The 17,136-nt window shown below is 31.9% G+C and carries 18 protein-coding genes; 17 read left to right on the top strand and 1 reads right to left on the bottom strand.

What is annotated here, in order from left to right:
• The first annotated feature begins 73 nt into the window (after positions 1-73).
• From AC0L5U_RS07795 to AC0L5U_RS07875, 17 genes are all read left to right on the top strand, one after another.
• Positions 74-1,972 carry a TonB-dependent receptor family protein gene (locus AC0L5U_RS07795; protein ID WP_473416213.1) on the top strand — a complete coding sequence of 633 codons (1,899 nt, stop codon included), beginning with the start codon at positions 74-76 and terminating at the stop codon, positions 1,970-1,972.
• Between the two features lie 26 nt (positions 1,973-1,998).
• Positions 1,999-3,126, top strand: coding sequence for a PQQ-dependent sugar dehydrogenase (locus tag AC0L5U_RS07800; RefSeq protein ID WP_473415690.1), 1,128 nt, complete (start codon positions 1,999-2,001; stop codon positions 3,124-3,126).
• Positions 3,127-3,132: 6 nt separating this feature from the next.
• On the top strand, positions 3,133-3,540 hold the full coding sequence (locus tag AC0L5U_RS07805; protein ID WP_473415691.1) for a c-type cytochrome: 408 nt from the start codon (positions 3,133-3,135) through the stop codon (positions 3,538-3,540).
• 68 nt (positions 3,541-3,608) lie between these two features.
• Positions 3,609-4,214, top strand: a complete 606-nt coding sequence (udk, locus tag AC0L5U_RS07810; RefSeq protein WP_473415692.1) for a uridine kinase — start codon at positions 3,609-3,611, stop codon at positions 4,212-4,214.
• Between the two features lie 3 nt (positions 4,215-4,217).
• Complete coding sequence (locus AC0L5U_RS07815; RefSeq protein ID WP_473415693.1) at positions 4,218-4,547, top strand: FtsB family cell division protein; 330 nt, start codon at positions 4,218-4,220, stop codon at positions 4,545-4,547.
• The gene (locus AC0L5U_RS07820) at positions 4,540-5,910 is read left to right on the top strand and encodes a methylmalonyl-CoA mutase subunit beta (protein ID WP_473415695.1); all 1,371 of its coding nucleotides are present in this window, start codon (positions 4,540-4,542) and stop codon (positions 5,908-5,910) included. The genes AC0L5U_RS07815 and AC0L5U_RS07820 overlap by 8 nt, the downstream gene beginning before the upstream one ends.
• A 5-nt stretch (positions 5,911-5,915) precedes the next feature.
• Positions 5,916-6,593, top strand: a complete 678-nt coding sequence (locus AC0L5U_RS07825; protein ID WP_473415697.1) for a hypothetical protein — start codon at positions 5,916-5,918, stop codon at positions 6,591-6,593.
• Between the two features lie 5 nt (positions 6,594-6,598).
• Positions 6,599-7,213 (top strand): hypothetical protein, encoded by a 615-nt coding sequence (locus AC0L5U_RS07830; protein ID WP_473415698.1) that lies wholly within the window; start codon positions 6,599-6,601, stop codon positions 7,211-7,213.
• The gene (scpA, locus tag AC0L5U_RS07835; RefSeq protein WP_473416215.1) at positions 7,210-9,330 is read left to right on the top strand and encodes a methylmalonyl-CoA mutase; all 2,121 of its coding nucleotides are present in this window, start codon (positions 7,210-7,212) and stop codon (positions 9,328-9,330) included. Before AC0L5U_RS07830 ends, scpA begins: the two co-directional genes overlap by 4 nt.
• Before the next feature lie 302 nt (positions 9,331-9,632).
• Positions 9,633-10,397, top strand: coding sequence for a ParA family protein (locus tag AC0L5U_RS07840; protein WP_473415699.1), 765 nt, complete (start codon positions 9,633-9,635; stop codon positions 10,395-10,397).
• Between the two features lie 3 nt (positions 10,398-10,400).
• A complete protein-coding gene (locus tag AC0L5U_RS07845) occupies positions 10,401-11,318 on the top strand; it encodes a ParB/RepB/Spo0J family partition protein (RefSeq protein ID WP_473415700.1) in 918 nt (305 codons plus the stop codon).
• On the top strand, positions 11,308-11,934 hold the full coding sequence (locus AC0L5U_RS07850; RefSeq protein ID WP_473415701.1) for a DUF5683 domain-containing protein: 627 nt from the start codon (positions 11,308-11,310) through the stop codon (positions 11,932-11,934). The genes AC0L5U_RS07845 and AC0L5U_RS07850 overlap by 11 nt, the downstream gene beginning before the upstream one ends.
• A gap of 1 nt (position 11,935) precedes the next feature.
• On the top strand, positions 11,936-12,640 hold the full coding sequence (gene dapB / locus AC0L5U_RS07855) for a 4-hydroxy-tetrahydrodipicolinate reductase (protein WP_473415702.1): 705 nt from the start codon (positions 11,936-11,938) through the stop codon (positions 12,638-12,640).
• 66 nt (positions 12,641-12,706) lie between these two features.
• Entirely contained in the window at positions 12,707-14,290 is a 1,584-nt protein-coding gene (gene lepB, locus AC0L5U_RS07860) for a signal peptidase I (protein ID WP_473415703.1), read from the top strand.
• 51 nt (positions 14,291-14,341) lie between these two features.
• Positions 14,342-15,055 (top strand): M15 family metallopeptidase, encoded by a 714-nt coding sequence (locus tag AC0L5U_RS07865; RefSeq protein ID WP_473415705.1) that lies wholly within the window; start codon positions 14,342-14,344, stop codon positions 15,053-15,055.
• On the top strand, positions 15,055-15,678 hold the full coding sequence (locus tag AC0L5U_RS07870) for a WbqC family protein (protein ID WP_473415706.1): 624 nt from the start codon (positions 15,055-15,057) through the stop codon (positions 15,676-15,678). The genes AC0L5U_RS07865 and AC0L5U_RS07870 overlap by 1 nt, the downstream gene beginning before the upstream one ends.
• Positions 15,678-15,986, top strand: coding sequence for a DUF6122 family protein (locus AC0L5U_RS07875; protein ID WP_473415707.1), 309 nt, complete (start codon positions 15,678-15,680; stop codon positions 15,984-15,986). Before AC0L5U_RS07870 ends, AC0L5U_RS07875 begins: the two co-directional genes overlap by 1 nt.
• 118 nt (positions 15,987-16,104) lie before the next feature.
• Here AC0L5U_RS07875 and AC0L5U_RS07880 read toward each other — a convergent pair whose 3' ends face one another.
• On the bottom strand, positions 16,105-17,136 hold the full coding sequence (locus AC0L5U_RS07880) for an endonuclease/exonuclease/phosphatase family protein (protein WP_473415708.1): 1,032 nt from the start codon (positions 17,134-17,136) through the stop codon (positions 16,105-16,107).

The following is a 17,136-nucleotide window of genomic DNA, read 5'->3' on the forward strand; positions in this document are numbered from 1 at the left end:
ACCTCAAATATTAAAAAACACCACTTCTAGTGTAAGTTTAATTAATAAAAAAGCAATAGATAGAGGTAATACAATTAATATCAATTCAGTTTTAAACAGAAGTACTGGCGTTTTTATGCAAACTGGAGCTTTAAACACAAACCGGTTAACAATAAGAGGAATAGGGTCAAGGAATTTATTCGGCACCTCAAAAATAAGAGCTTATTTTCAAGACATCCCATTAACTAATGGAAGTGGGGAAACAAGTCTTGAAGATTTTGAACTTGGAGCTATTGCTCAAATCGAAATAACTAAAGGCGCTACTTCTAGCATGTATGGTGCAGGTTTGGGAGGTATTTTAAGATTAGTTCCTAACACTCCAAATTTTAATTCTTCTGATTTAAAAAATGAAACTACTATTGGGTCTTTTGGTTTATTTAAAAACTTAATAACGTTAAACTTAGGCAAAAACTCAAGTAGTTTAAAACTAGCTTATAGTAACACAAAAAGTGATAGCTATAGAGAAAATAATAACTACAACAGAGAAGTTTTAACTATAAACGCTATTCATCACATAAATGATAAAAATGAAATCTCACTTCTGGCAAGTTTATCAGATTTAAAAGCATTCATACCAAGTTCTCTAAATCAAAATGATTATGATAATACGCCATCTTCAGCTGACTCTAACTGGAAACAATCTCGAGGATTTGAAGATACCAAAAGAGGTGTTATTGGGGTATCATGGAAACAAAAAATAAATGCTAATCTTAAGCAAAACACAAGCCTTTTTAGTTCTTTTAGAAACTCTTATGAACCTAGGCCTTTTAATATTCTAGATGAAAACGTTTTGGCATTTGGGATTAGAAGTCGTTTAATTGGAGCATTTAAAGTGAATGATAAAATTATTAAATGGACTTCTGGTTTAGAATTATTCATGGATAATTATGTTTACAAAACTTTTGGAAACCAATACAGAGATTTCCCAGAAGGAACTGGTAGTGTAAAAGGTAATCAAATTTCTAACTTCAAGGAAAAAAGGAGCTACTATAATTTATTTTTTGAAGCGACTTATGAAATATCAAATAGTATAAATTTAGTGTTTGGAACCAATTATAATAAAACTAAATACAAATTAGAAGACAAATTTGTAGTATCTACAGATAATCCAGATCAGTCTGGGGATTTTAAATTTAAAGGTATCTTTTCTCCAAAACTAGGAATACTCTTAAAGGCTTCAAAACATATTAATTTTTACGCCAATGTAAGTCATGGTTTTTCTCCACTTAGTTTATCTGAAACCTTATTGCCCGACGGACAAATAAATAACAACTTAAATCCTGAAACTGGATGGAATACTGAAATTGGAACTAGAGGTGCATTACTTAAAAATAGATTTCAGTATACAGTTGCTGTGTATAGATTATCTGTAAAAAATCTACTGGTATCAAAAAGAACTTCGGAAGATGCCTTTATTGGAATTAACGCAGGAAAAACGGAACATAATGGTTTAGAATTAGACCTAAATTACATGTTTATTAACAAGAAAAACATTGATCTGTCTTCATTTATAAACTATACACTTAACGACTATAAATTTAAAGATTTTGTTGATGGAGATGCAAATTTTTCTGGAAATAAGTTAACAGGTGTACCTTCTAAAATTCTTAATATTGGTATTGATTTAGACAGCAAGTTAGGGCTTTTTGGAAATGTTAATTACCAATATGTTGGAAGTATGCCAATTACGGATAGTAATAGTATTTTTTCAGAAGATTATGGCTTATCAAATCTTAAAATAGGGTATCAAAACACATATAACAGCAATCTTAAATTTCAAGTATTCTTTGGAGTAAATAACCTGTTTGATAAAAAATATGTGTCCCAAGTTTTAATAAACGCCTCAAGTTTTGGTGGTAATGCACCTAGATATTTTTACCCAGGAAATCCTCTAAATTATTACTCAGGAATATCAATAAATTATTCGTTTTAATGTATATTTAACTCAAAATCAAAAGCATGAAACACTTCACATATAGTTTAACCTTTTTCTTAATATGCTTCTATTCATGTGCACAACAAAAACCTTCAAAAGTAAAAGCTAAATCAGCTAAAAACATCAACTTTGAAACTGAAATAGTTGTTCCTGAATTAGACATTCCATGGGGAATGGAATTTTTGCCTGATGGCAGCATGTTAATTACTGAAAAAACAGGAACTTTAATTCACTATAAAGATGGAAAAAAATCTAATATTGAAGGCTTCCCAGAAGTTTATGTCAGAGGACAAGGTGGTTTGTTAGATGTGAAACTACATCCTGATTATAAAACTAATGGCTGGATTTATTTTTCTTTCGGCTCATCAGAAGGAGAAGGTTCTGGTGGACATACCGCCATTATTAGAGCTAAACTTAATGGGGCTAATTTAACCGATATCCAAAAATTGTATAAAGGTGAAGGCAATACCAAAAAAGGGCAACATTGGGGATCTCGCATAGAGTTTGACAACCAGGGTTATCTCTATTTTTCCATTGGAGATAGAGGAAATCGAGATGTAAATCCGCAGGATATAACCAGGGATGGTGGGAAAATTTACAGATTAAATGATGATGGTTCTGTTCCTAAAACTAATCCGTTTTTCGATAATCCAAAAGCAAAAAAAGCTATTTATAGTTTTGGGCATCGCAATCCTCAAGGAATGATTTTAAACCCTGAAACTGGAAAAATTTGGGTTCACGAACATGGACCAAAAGGAGGAGATGAAATAAATATTATTAAAAAAGGTAAAAACTACGGATGGCCAATAATTTCATACGGTATTAATTATAGCGGCACATCGTTTACTGATATTACAAAAAAAGAAGGCATGGAGCAGCCTTTATTTTATTGGGTTCCTTCTATTGCTCCTTGCGGAATGGCATTTGTGAATTCTGATACATATCCAGATTGGAAAGGTGATTTACTAGTTGGTTCTCTTAAATTTGAATATTTAGAACGTTTGGTTTTAAAAAAGAATAAAGTTGTTAAGCGTGAAAAATTATTTGAAGGCTTAGGCAGATTCAGAAATGTAAAATTGGCTCCAGATGGTTTTATTTATGCAGCAATTGAAGGAAAAGGAATTGTAAAAATAATTCCAAAATCTAAGTAAGGCATTATGAAACTATTTATATTCTCAATTATTGGAAGTGTTCTTATAATTTTATCAATTATATCTGTAAAACAGCAAGACAAATTACAAGAAAGTATCACAAGAGGAAACGAAGTATATGGTGATTTTTGCATGAACTGTCATTTAGCTAATGGAGAAGGTGTAGAAAATACATTTCCGCCTTTGGCTAAATCAGATTACTTAAAAAATAACAGAGAAGCGAGTATACGTGGTATTAAATATGGTCAAAAAGGAGAAATAACTGTAAACGGAAAAACCTACAACGGCTATATGGCTCCCTTAGGTTTAGACGATGAAGAAGTAGCTGACGTGATGAATTTTATAAATAACAGTTGGGGAAATTCGGGTTCTAAAATAGTTACTGTAGAAGAAGTAGCCGCAGTTAAAAAATAGATATATTTCGCACCATATATTTTTACATTTACTAACTTTGTTTACAATGTTAAAATATATGAAATGATATGCTAATAATTGGAATTGCTGGTGGTACAGGTTGTGGTAAAACTACAGTTGTAAATCAATTACTAAAAGAACTTCCGGAGGGAGAAGTTGGTATTATTTCTCAAGATTCTTATTACAAAGAGACCTCACATTTGAGTTATGATGAACGGGTTAAAATTAATTTTGATCATCCCAGAAGTATTGATTTTGATTTATTAGCAAAACATCTAGAAGCATTAAAAAATAATGAAGCCATACACCAGCCTGTTTATTCATTTGTGAAACATAATAGAACTGGCGATACTATTTTAACACACCCCAGAAAAGTAATGATTGTAGAAGGCATTTTAATTCTTACCAATCCTAAACTTCGGGAGATGTTTGATATTAAAATATTTGTGCATGCGGATAGTGATGAACGTTTGATTAGGCGCCTAAAACGAGATATTTCTGAACGAGGTAGGGACCTAGATGAAGTTTTAACACGTTACAAAACAACACTAAAACCTATGCACAATCAGTTTATAGAACCTATGAAAGAATATGCAGATATTATCATCCCAAACAATAATTACAATACCGTAGCAGTTGATATTGTAAGAACTATTATCAACGAGAAATTATAACAGATGAAAAAGCTCAATACAAATCATCGATTTTTAAAACCATTTAAAAATATCTACATATTAATCTTAGTAGTTTTTATAGGATGGATGCTATTTTTTGATAGCAACTCATGGTTTATTCATAATGAATTGAATACTGAAATTGATGATTTAAAAGCTGAAAAAGAATATTACAAAAAAGGTAAAGAAAAGGATCTTAAAGAATACAAAAAAATAAGCTCTAAAGAAGGTTTGGAGAAGTTTGCTCGTGAAGAATATTACATGAAACGAGAAAACGAAGACATCTTTATTATTGAATATGAAGACAGTTTAAAATTAAAAAATAATGAGTAATTCGTTATTTAATGAATTTGAACCCGTTTCTGCTAAACAATGGAAACAAAAAATACAGTTCGATTTAAAGGGAGCTGACTATAATGATGCCCTTATCTGGACCAGTAATGAAGGTATTCAAGTAAAACCATTTTACCATTCTGATGATTTTAAAACACTCCCAAAACCATCAAATACTCAAGCAAGTCAATTCAAAATTTGTGAAACTATTTTTGTTGCAAATGTCGAAAAGTCAAATTTAAATGCTATTTCTGCAATTAATTCAGGAGCAGAAAGTGTAAAATTTATTCTCCCTTCTGAAGCTATTTCAGTTGAAAGTTTATTAAAAAACATTAATCTGGGTAAGGTTTCTATTCATTTTGAAATGCAATTTTTATCAGAAGAATTTATTAAGAACATTTCTATCATTCCTGCGAAAGCAGGAATCCAATTTCATACCGATATCATTGGAAATTTAGCAAAATCAGGAAACTGGTTTAAAAACTTAAAAGATGATTTTACAAAGTTTGAAACTATTGTAACCAACTCTAAATCTTTTAGCATAGATGTATCATTATACCAAAATGCAGGTGCAAATATAGTACAACAACTTGCCTATGCCTTAGCGCATACCAACGAGTATTTTAATCATCTAGAAAACACAATAACTTCAAAATTAAATACACCAATTACTGTAACTTTCAACACAGCAGTTGGTACAAATTATTTCTTTGAAATTGCAAAACTTAAGGCATTACAATCTTTATTTAATACGGTTTCACAAGAATATACTCTAAATTATAAGCCTCATATTTTTGTAGCACCTACAAAACGAAACAAAGCTATTTACGATTACAATACCAATATGTTGCGTACTACTACTGAGTGTATGAGTGCTATTTTAGGTGGCGCAGATACTATTTGTAATTTATCGTATGATGCCATATTTCATAAACAAAATGAATTTGGTAATCGCATAGCAAGAAATCAATTATTAATATTGAAACACGAAAGTTATTTTGATGCTGTTGATAATCCAACAGACGGAAGTTATTATATAGAAACCTTAACACAACAACTGGCTGAAAAGGCTCTCACTTTATTCAAAAATATTGAAGCGAATGGTGGTTTTTTGAAACAACTCAAAGATGGTACAATTCAACGTAAAATAAAAGAAAGTACCAACAAAGAACAAGAGTTATTTAATTCTGGAAACGAAGTTATATTGGGAAGCAATAAACACCCAAACAAAAATGACAAGATGAAGGATAATTTAGAACTGTATCCATTTGTTAAAACACACAACAGAAAGACTTTAATTGAACCAATTATAGAAAAACGATTAACCGAAAAATTAGAACAAGAACGTTTAAACAAAGAGTAATTATTATGAATTTAAAATTTAACCTTATCACACTTTTATTAGTAGTCACTTTATTTAGCTGTAAAAATGAAGTAAAAGAGAAAACCTTGGACACGTATAAATTTACTGAAAAAGGAACCGTATTAAACTGCGATAATTTTGATGTAAAATTGCTTAACGAAGCATTATTTTCTTTTGAAGAAGATATTATTAAATTCTATGGAAAAAATAATCCTAATATATCGCGTGCTTATAATCAGTTTATTAGTAATACTGTTTATAACAGAGTAAAATATGAAGATATAGTATCACCACATACTGTAAAAATCTTTGAAGTTTTAAAAACTAAACAAAACCTATGGAATCCTAATAATACATCTGGTAAATTAAACTATAATAGCCCTTTGTTTTCATGTATAACTAACAATATTTCCAACAAAGATTTAAAAACCACATTAAAGGCATTGGTAAGCACAAACAGTATGAGTCCAAAATTATTTGGGCCTGCTTTACAATCTAATTCTAGAGCCGCTATTGGAGATAAATATCTTTCGGCATATATGGCGTTTGATATGTTTTATGCAAAATTATTTACTGTAGATTTAACTAAAGTAACTGAAAAACCTGAACCTAAAGTAGATTTTAATAAAATCCCACCAGCTGCACCAAAAGAAGTTGATCCGCATGCTGGACATGACCATTAATTGATTTGACAAAGCTCATATTTAGTTTTATAATTTCACTTTGTTTACTCAGCTGTAAGAACGAAAAATCTAAAGCTGAATTAGCTAAGGAGAATTTACCTGGAACTTATTTTGAATTAAAAGAAGATAACATCAAGGTTTTTTTACCTGTATATTTTCAAGAGTTTTCAGTAAACACATATCAAGAATTGATTGATGCTTTACCCGATTCAAAAGAAAAACGAATGGAACAAAAGCGATTCGATTATTTAAAATATTCAAAAGGAAACACCTATTATTTTAGAGACGTTGCATCTTCATCATTGGTTACAATTAAAATGATGAAATATATCCCTTTTGGTAGAAAAGAATCTTCTCAATTATTGGGTCTACTCTCAAGTCAATGTAGTGATTATGCGTTTACTTTTGAAACCAATTGTGAAAAAATAACTGCAGGATATTCTGGGAATAGTAAAACAAGTGTTTTTAGGTCAGTTTTTGAATTGACCAATAAAGACAAATACAAAGCTTATAATACAACATATTTGGTATCCTCAAACTATAAAACATTTAGTATGAGTATTTATTCCAATACCCTCCAGGATTTTAATACTTTTATTTCGAAAACGATAATTAAATAATGCGTAAAAACCTTCAACATATAGAATTAAAAAAAGAAAACAGAAGACAAAAGTCTGATGTTAAAACTTTTACTACTGCTGAAGGTATAGCTATTAAATCGACTTATCTAAAAGAAGATTTAAACGCTATTGAACATCTGGATTTTGTTGCTGGTATTTCTCCATATTTAAGAGGTCCGTATAGCACCATGTATGTTCGCAGACCATGGACTATTAGGCAATATGCAGGTTTTAGTACTGCCGAAGAAAGTAATGCCTTTTACAGACGCAATTTAGCTGCTGGTCAAAAAGGATTGTCTGTGGCGTTTGATTTGGCAACGCATCGGGGTTATGACAGCGATCATGAACGCGTTGTTGGAGATGTAGGAAAAGCAGGAGTCGCCATAGATTCTGTTGAAGACATGAAGATTCTGTTTGACCAAATTCCGCTAGATAAAATGTCGGTTTCCATGACCATGAATGGCGCCGTATTACCAATTATGGCTTTTTATATTGTTGCTGCAGAAGAACAAGGTGTGCAACTAAAACAATTATCTGGCACCATTCAAAATGATATCTTGAAGGAGTTTATGGTACGTAACACCTACATATATCCGCCTACGCCATCCATGAAAATCATTTCAGATATTTTTGAATTTACGAGCAAACACATGCCAAAATTCAACAGTATTAGTATTTCGGGATACCATATGCAAGAAGCGGGTGCAACATGCGATATTGAATTAGCTTACACCCTAGCCGATGGTTTAGAATATATAAAAACAGGATTAAAAGCAGGCATGGACATCGATACTTTTGCGCCTAGATTATCTTTCTTTTGGGCCATTGGTATGGACCATTTTATGGAAATTGCCAAAATGCGAGCTGCTAGAATGCTCTGGGCTAAAATTGTAAAACAGTTCAATCCTAAAAATGAAAAATCTTTAACATTAAGAACCCATTGCCAAACCTCTGGGTGGAGTTTAACTGAGCAAGATCCGTTTAACAATGTAGCCCGAACAACTATTGAAGCTGCTGCTGCTGCTTTTGGCGGCACACAAAGCTTACATACCAATGCATTAGATGAAGCCATTGCATTACCAACCGATTTTTCTGCACGAATTGCAAGAAATACTCAAATATTTTTACAAGAAGAAACCAAAATAACTAAAACTGTTGATCCTTGGGCAGGCAGTTATTATGTTGAAAAACTAACACATGATATTGCACAAAGAGCTTGGAACTTAATTGAAGAAGTTGAAGCATTAGGCGGTATGACCAAAGCTATTGAAGCGGGAATCCCAAAAATTAGAATTGAGGAAGCTGCAGCTAGAAAACAAGCACGTATTGATTCTGGTCAAGATATTATTGTTGGTGTTAATAAATATCAATTAGAAAAAGAAGATCCTATTTCTACTTTAGAAGTAGATAATCAAACGGTTAGAAATGCTCAAATTGAACGCTTAAAGCGTATTAAATCTACTCGTGATTCTGAAAAAGTAAAAACTACTTTATCAAATTTAACAGAAGCTGCTAAAACAGGACAAGAAAATTTACTAGCTTTAGCTGTTGAAGCTGCAAGATCTAGAGCTACTTTAGGCGAAATTAGTGATGCACTTGAAGTTGAATTTGGAAGACATAAAGCACAAATAAAATCATTCTCAGGCGTGTATAGTAAAGCAATTGAAAACGATGAATCCTTTAAAAAAGCACAAGAACTTGCAGATGTTTTTGCAGTACAAGATGGCAGAAGACCACGAATTATGATTGCAAAAATGGGCCAAGATGGTCATGACCGTGGTGCCAAAGTGGTAGCAACAGCTTACGCCGATGTTGGGTTTGATGTAGATATTGGTCCACTTTTTCAAACTCCAAAAGAAGCAGCCAAACAAGCCGTTGAAAACGATGTACATATTCTTGGAGTATCATCTTTAGCTGCGGGGCATAAAACATTAGTACCACAAGTAATCGAAGAGTTAAAAAACTACGGACGTGATGATATTATGGTTATTGTTGGTGGCGTTATACCTAAACAAGATTACCAATATTTGTTCGATGCTGGAGCTGTTGCAGTTTTTGGCCCAGGCACAAAGATTAGTGAGGCAGCTATTACTATTTTGGAAATTTTGATTGATTAATAGTTAACTTGAATTTTTTAACACTTACATGGTTTTTGATATACTTGATTTGAAAACTTTACTTTATAAATAAAACCATAAATAGCCACTTCTTAAGAAAAGTATACGGGTTTTTGATTCTTGTGAATTTAGTTTACCCAAATTTCCAATTTCATTCGATTTTTATTTCATAAAAAAATGTCAAACTTTTCAATATTCATAAGGTATTAGCAGATAATAAAGTTATTAATATCATGTTAACAAGTTCGGTTTTTATTCCTAATAATTAATCGTATTTTTACACCCTAAAACCAAATCAATTAATGGGCAAAATCATTGCAATTGCGAACCAAAAAGGAGGCGTAGGCAAAACAACAACATCGGTAAACTTAGCTGCTTCTCTGGGTGTTTTAGAGAAAAAAGTTTTGCTAATAGATGCAGACCCACAAGCCAATGCTACTTCTGGTTTAGGTATTGATGTAGAAAGTGTTGAAATTGGCACCTATCAGTTATTGGAGCATACTAACTCTGCAAAAGAGGCTATAGTTGCTACGGAAACTCCAAATTTGGATATTATCCCTGCCCATATAGATTTAGTAGCTATTGAAATTGAATTGGTTGATAAAGATGAACGCGAATATATGCTAAAAAAAGCATTGGAACCAATTAAAAATGATTACGATTTTATTTTAATAGATTGCGCGCCGTCTCTAGGATTGTTAACTTTAAATGCATTGACATCAGCAGATTCAGTATTAATTCCTATTCAATGTGAATATTTTGCTCTTGAAGGTTTAGGTAAGTTATTAAATACTATAAAAAGTATACAAAAAATTCATAATTCTAATTTAGATTATGAAGGTTTGTTACTTACCATGTACGATTCGCGTTTACGATTATCTAACCAAGTAGTGGAAGAAGTGCAAAAGCATTTTAACGATATGGTATTTAAAACCATTATACAAAGAAATGTGCGTTTAAGTGAAGCACCAAGTTATGGAGAAAGTATCATTAATTATGATGCAGGTAGTAAAGGTGCAAGCAATTACTTAAGTTTAGCAGAAGAAATAATTACTAAAAACTCCTAAATTATGGCGAAGGCAACCAAGAAACAGGCTTTAGGTAGAGGTTTATCTGCTCTTTTAAAAGACCCAAGTAACGACATCAAATCAGTACAGGATAAGGATGCTGATAAAGTAATTGGTAATATTGTTGAATTGGATATTGAATCTATTGAAGTAAATCCGTTTCAACCTCGTACTAATTTTAGCGAAGAATCTTTACAAGAATTAGCCTCTTCAATTCGAGAATTAGGTATTATTCAACCTATTACAGTTCGTAAATTAGAATTCAATAAATACCAATTGGTTTCTGGAGAGCGTCGTTATCGCGCTTCAAAATTAATTGGATTAGCAACTATTCCTGCTTACATAAGAATTGCAAACGACCAAGAATCGCTAGAAATGGCTTTGGTTGAAAATATTCAACGTCAGGATTTAGATCCTATTGAAATTGCCTTGTCTTACCAACGTTTAATAGATGAAATTAACTTAACACAAGAGCAAATGAGTGAACGTGTTGGAAAAAAACGTTCTACAATTGCCAACTATTTGCGTTTATTAAAGTTGGATCCAATTATACAAACTGGTATGCGAGATGGTTTTATTTCTATGGGACATGGGCGTGCGCTTATTGCTATAGAAGATCAAAACGACCAGTTAGATATTTACGAAAATATTTTATCTAAAAAGCTATCCGTTAGAGAAACTGAAGTACTAGTAAGACTCCACAACAACCCTGATGCTGAAAACACCGCTTCTACTTCAAAAAATAATACAGAAGATGATGTACCCAAGCATGTTAAAAAAGGTATAAAAGACTTTTCAGAATACTTTGGACATAAAATAGACGTTAAAGTCTCTAAAAACGGAAAAGGAAAAATAATTATTCCTTTTCATTCAGAAGAAGATTTTAATCGTATTAAAAAATTAGTGCAACGTGCTAAATAAACTGTTCATAGTACTGGTATTAACCTTTTGCTGCTGTTTTTCATCTTTGGCTCAAGATAAAGAGACATTGCCTCAAGACAGTATTCCCACAACTCCTGCAACACTAAAAATTCAGGATACTATTCTTCCCTCCAAAACAATAGATCCTTTACGACCTGCAAAAGCTGCTTTTTTATCTGCCGTCTTACCTGGTTTAGGACAAGCTTACAATAAAAAATATTGGAAAATCCCAATCGTTTATGGAGCTCTAGGTACTGGTGTTTATTTTTATGTTACAAACGATAAAGAATATAGAAGATATAGAGACGCTTACAAAAGAAGATTGGCAGGGTTTACTGATGATGAATTTTTAAATTTAAATCCAGATGGTAATGTGATTTCTGAAAGAGTTACTGACGACGGACTAAGAAGAGCACAAAAACTTTTTAGACGTAATAAAGAAATTGCGCTTTTAGTAACTGCTGGCTTGTATGTATTAAACATTATAGATGCCAATGTAGATGCACATTTATTGCAGTATAATGTAGATGAAAACCTTACCTTAGCGCCGCATTATAAATTTCGAGATATTAATACAACCAGCAACGTTGGTCTTACCTTAAATTTTAAATTTTAATATGAATATAGCACTACTCGGGTATGGTAGAATGGGTAAAACCATTGAACAAATAGCGATTAATCGTGGACATAATGTGGTTCTTACTGTCGATAAAGACGATACCGATTATGATGTTAGCAAAGCAGATGTTGCTATAGATTTTAGTATTCCATCGGTAGCTTTTGGTAATATTTCAAATTGTATAAAAAACAATGTCCCTGTGGTTTCTGGAACTACGGGTTGGTTAAAAGACTACGATAATGCTGTTTCACTTTGTAAAGAAAATGACGGTGCATTTATCTACGCCTCTAATTTTAGTTTAGGGGTTAACATCTTTTTTGAGTTAAATAAAACGCTTGCTAAAATGATGAGTAACTTGAAACAATACAATGTTACTATGGAAGAAATTCATCATACTAAAAAACTAGACGCACCAAGTGGTACAGCTATTTCTTTGGCAGAAGGTGTTATAGAAAATAATCAAAACTATGATGCTTGGAAATTAGATGAAGCTGGCAATAAAACAATTCCGATAGTTGCGAAACGTATTGAAGATGTTCCTGGAACACATACAGTTGATTATGAAAGTGAAGTTGATACAATTTCAATAGAACACATTGCTCACAACAGACAAGGTTTTGCTTTAGGAGCTGTTATTGCTGCAGAATGGTTAGCAGGAAAAACAGGTGTTTTTACTATGAATGATGTGTTAAATATTGGTTAACGTATCTATAAACCTGTAACAATAAAACTACTGTTACTACTAACAAAAAATTAAAATTTTGAGATTATGACTTGGACACAATGGTTTATTTTCTTCTTGATAATACAAGTAATTCATGGTTTAGGTACTTGGAAATTATACATAAAAGCTGGAAGACAAGCATGGGAAGCGTTTGTTCCAGTATATAATGGTGTAGTTTTAATGAAAATAATTAACCGCCCGTGGTGGTGGGTTATTTTGCTATTCTTACCAGTTGTGAACTTAATTATGTTTATAGTGGTTTGGGTTGAAACCGCAAGAAGTTTTGGGAAAAACACCTATTTAGATACTTTTTTGGCTGTAGTTACACTCGGGTTTTACAACTACTATTTAAATTATGTAGCTGATGTTAACTATGTTGAGAACAGAGGCTTGATGCCAAAATCTGGATCAGGAGAATGGACCAGCTCTATTTTATTTGCTATAGTAGCGGCAACAATTGTGCATACTTATTTTATGCAACCATTTACAATTCCATCTTCTTCCCTGGAGAAATCATTATTGGTTGGCGATTTTCTATTTGTAAGTAAGTTTCATTATGGTGCAAGAGTACCTATGACTACTGTTGGAGCTCCTATGGTTCATGATACTATTCCTGGATTAAATATAAAATCGTACGCCTTTAACGATCATTATGAAAAGCGAAATACCTCTTTGATAAATAAATTACAATTACCTTATTTAAGACTACCAGGTTTTGAGAAAATAGATAGAAATGAAATAGTAGTATTCAATCAACCTGCAGATACCTTGCGGAATATGGATATTTTCACTCCAGACAGAAACTATTACAAACCTATTGACAAGAAAACAAATCTTGTAAAACGTTGTGTTGCTGTACCAGGAGATTCTTTAGAAGTTCGTGGTGGCTACGTTTATATTAATGGTAAAAAGAATGAATTACCAGATAGAGCCCAGTTACAATTCAGCTACTATGTACAACCCAAAACAAGCCAGTTTAATCCCAAATTCCTTAAAGAGCGTTATGATATTACAGATGGTTTTGGAATTATAAATAATCAAAACACTTATTATTTTTCTGCTATTTCTGATGCTGCAAGAGAGAAATTCAAAAACAACCCTAACGTAGTAAGTATTACACCTAACATAAAAGAAAAAGGTGTACGAGATAAAGATATATTTCCTCATGATCCTAATTACAATTGGAATGTTGATTATTTCGGACCACTTTATATTCCTGAAGAAGGAAAAACTATCGCTATTAATTTAGAAGTTTTACCGCTTTACAAACGCCTTATTACTGAATATGAAGGCAATTCACTTAAAGTAAACGGCAATCAAATCATTATTAACGGAGAAGTTGCCACAACTTATACTTTTAAACAAAATTACTATTGGATGATGGGAGATAATCGCCATAACTCAGTAGATGCGAGACGTTGGGGATTTGTACCTTATAATCACGTGCTTGGTAAACCAGTATTTATTTGGATGAGTTGGGATGGTATTAAAAATCCACGCTGGAAACGTTTTTTTACAACTGTTAGTGGCAGCGGAAAAGCGACATCTTATTTAATACCTTTTCTAGTGGTACTATTTGGTTGGATAGGTTTTAACACGTGGCGTAAACGTAAAAAAGAAAGCAAATAAACTTTAATGTACTTTTGCTTAAACGTATCTTTTTCAAGACTAGGCAGATTTATGAATATTAAAGGTTTTTTGATTGTTGTTTTTATTACCTCAATGTCTTTTGGACAGCATAAAACACCAATCACTAAAGATTTTGTGCTTGGGAAGTTTGATTACAGAAAACATGACAATTTCATAAAAGTAGATGCTATTCATGCTTCAAAAACAGTATATCTAAATACTGACGTTTATGCTGCTTTTGTAAACATGTTTAACCAAGCAAAAACCGATGGTATTACTTTAAAAATACATTCTGCCACTCGTAACTTTGAAGAGCAAAAAGTCATTTGGCAACGTAAATGGGATAAATACCAGAACCTAAAACCTATTGATAGAGCAAAAAAAATATTGAAGTATAGTTCAATGCCTTCAACATCGCGTCATCATTGGGGAACAGATATCGATTTAAATAGTTTTAAAAATTCTTATTTTGAAACTGGTAAAGGCAAGAAAGAATACGGCTGGCTTTTGAAAAACGCTAAAAACTACGGATTCTATCAAGTTTATACTGATAAAAACACAGGAAGAACTGGTTATAATTTAGAACGTTGGCATTGGTCTTATATACCACTTGCCAATACATATCTTAGTTTTTACAACAAACATATCGGCTATTCGGATATCACAAATTTTGAAGGTGCTGTGCTTGCTAAGCAATTAAATATCATCACAGCATATGTAAACGGTATTTCAAAAAAAGTAAAACCGAAAATTAATACTGATTAATGAAAATTGTGATCCATCCTACATATTTCCCCAACGTAGCGCACTTTGTAGCTATGGCTAATGCCGAAGGGGTTATCTTTGAACAAGATGATAATTTTGTAAAACAGACTTACAGAAACCGAACATATATTTATGGTGCTAATGGTAAGTTAGGCTTAAATATTCCTGTAATTTATTCTCAAAAGAATCGTCAGAAATATAAAAATGTAAAGATTTTTAATGATGAAAATTGGCAAAGTCTGCATTGGAAATCTTTACTTTCAGCTTACAGAACATCTCCTTTTTTTGAATATTATGAAGATGAATTGCAACCTTTATTTACAGAAAAAACTGAATTCCTTCTAGATTTTAATTTGAAATGTTTTGATGTAATTTCTGATTGTTTACAATTAGAATTAAATACATCAAAAACTGAGACTTATGAAAAAATCATAGAAGATAAAACAGATTACAGACATTTGGTAAATGCTAAAAAAGAAGTCGCTTTTAACTTTGAAAACTATACACAAGTTTTTAACAATAAACATGGCTATATTTCTAATTTAAGTATTTTGGACTTACTTTTTAATGAAGGCCCAAATGCTTTAAATTATTTAGAATCTCAAACCTTAACAGCAAAATAATGTTACAAACTTTTGCACATTATGAGTGTCACTTTTTATTGCCGCTAGTTGTTGCCTTACTATTTTTTAAATCGAATTGGAAGCGTGCATACCTAATTATGCTTGCTGGTATGCTGATTGATTTAGACCATTTATTGGCTACTCCTATATTTGATCCTAACCGCTGTAGTATTGGTTTTCATCCGCTACACTCCTACTTTGCAATTTTAGTTTATTTCTTTTTATGTTTCCCTAAGAAATCTAGATTGGTTGGTTTGGGGTTGGTAATTCATATTATTTCTGATGTAGTGGATTGTTCTTTTATGTAAATCTTATTACACAGAAATGTACAGAGGTTTTCGTCTAAAAAAGAAAACTATTTTTTTATCGCTAAGGCACTAACACGCTAATTTTAAGCTGAATACCGCGAATAAAAACTACAACCGCTTACTGTTTACCACCTACTGAAAAAGTTGACATGATAGGATAATGATCGGAATAGCGTTCGTTAAACGTTTTGTATCCATTAACATCAAGAACTTCATCAGAAAGTATAAAATCAATTCTTATTGGGAAGAATTTAAAATCGTAAGTACGCCCAAAACCATTTCCTGCTTCTTTAAAACTATCATTTAAATCGCCTTTAATTTGTCTGTAGACATAAGAGAATGCAGTATTATTAAAGTCGCCACAGATTATCATTTTATAGTTGCATCGTTCTTTATGTAATAAAAACAATTCTGCTTGAAATTGCTGCATTTTAAATGTAGTACCAATACGTTTAAACAAACGCTCAGAATCTTCTGTTTTCAAATTTTCTACTTTGGTATCAATTCGCATCGATTCTAAATGAATATTATATACACGTAGAGTATCTTTTTGAATGACAACATCAGCAAAAATCGCATTATTTGAAGTTTCAGGAAATTCAATTGAACCCGAATTTATAATTGGAAACTTAGAAAAAATAGCTTGTCCATATTTCATTTTTTTCCCTGAAAGCTTTTCATATTTATACTCAAAAAAAGACAAATCTACACCCTTATGCGGATGGTACTCTTGTAAGCTTATAATATCTGGAGCTTCGGTTTTAATAAGGTCTACCATTTTGGTTTCTATACCGTCTTCTGGAATCCATTTATAAAGATTAAATAAACGAACATTATAATTCATCACTTTAAAATTATTAGGACTTTCGACTTGTTTTGAAGAAGAAAACTTATATAGTGAACCAAAAGAAAAGTATCCAATAGCAAGCACAACCAAAGAAAGCATAAACTGTTTTCTGAGTTTCACTAACCAATACAAGAACAACAGTACATTCACTAAAATTAAAAGTGCAACACCCAGGCTTAAAACGGATAAAACAGAAAACGTTTTTGGCGGCAAAAAAGGAAGTACAAAAGACAGCAACAATAAAACAGCTAATATTCTATTGACCAACCAGAGTATTTTATCAATAAAACTTAATTTCTTCAT

The organism is Jejuia sp. G7-7 (assembly GCF_055808955.1).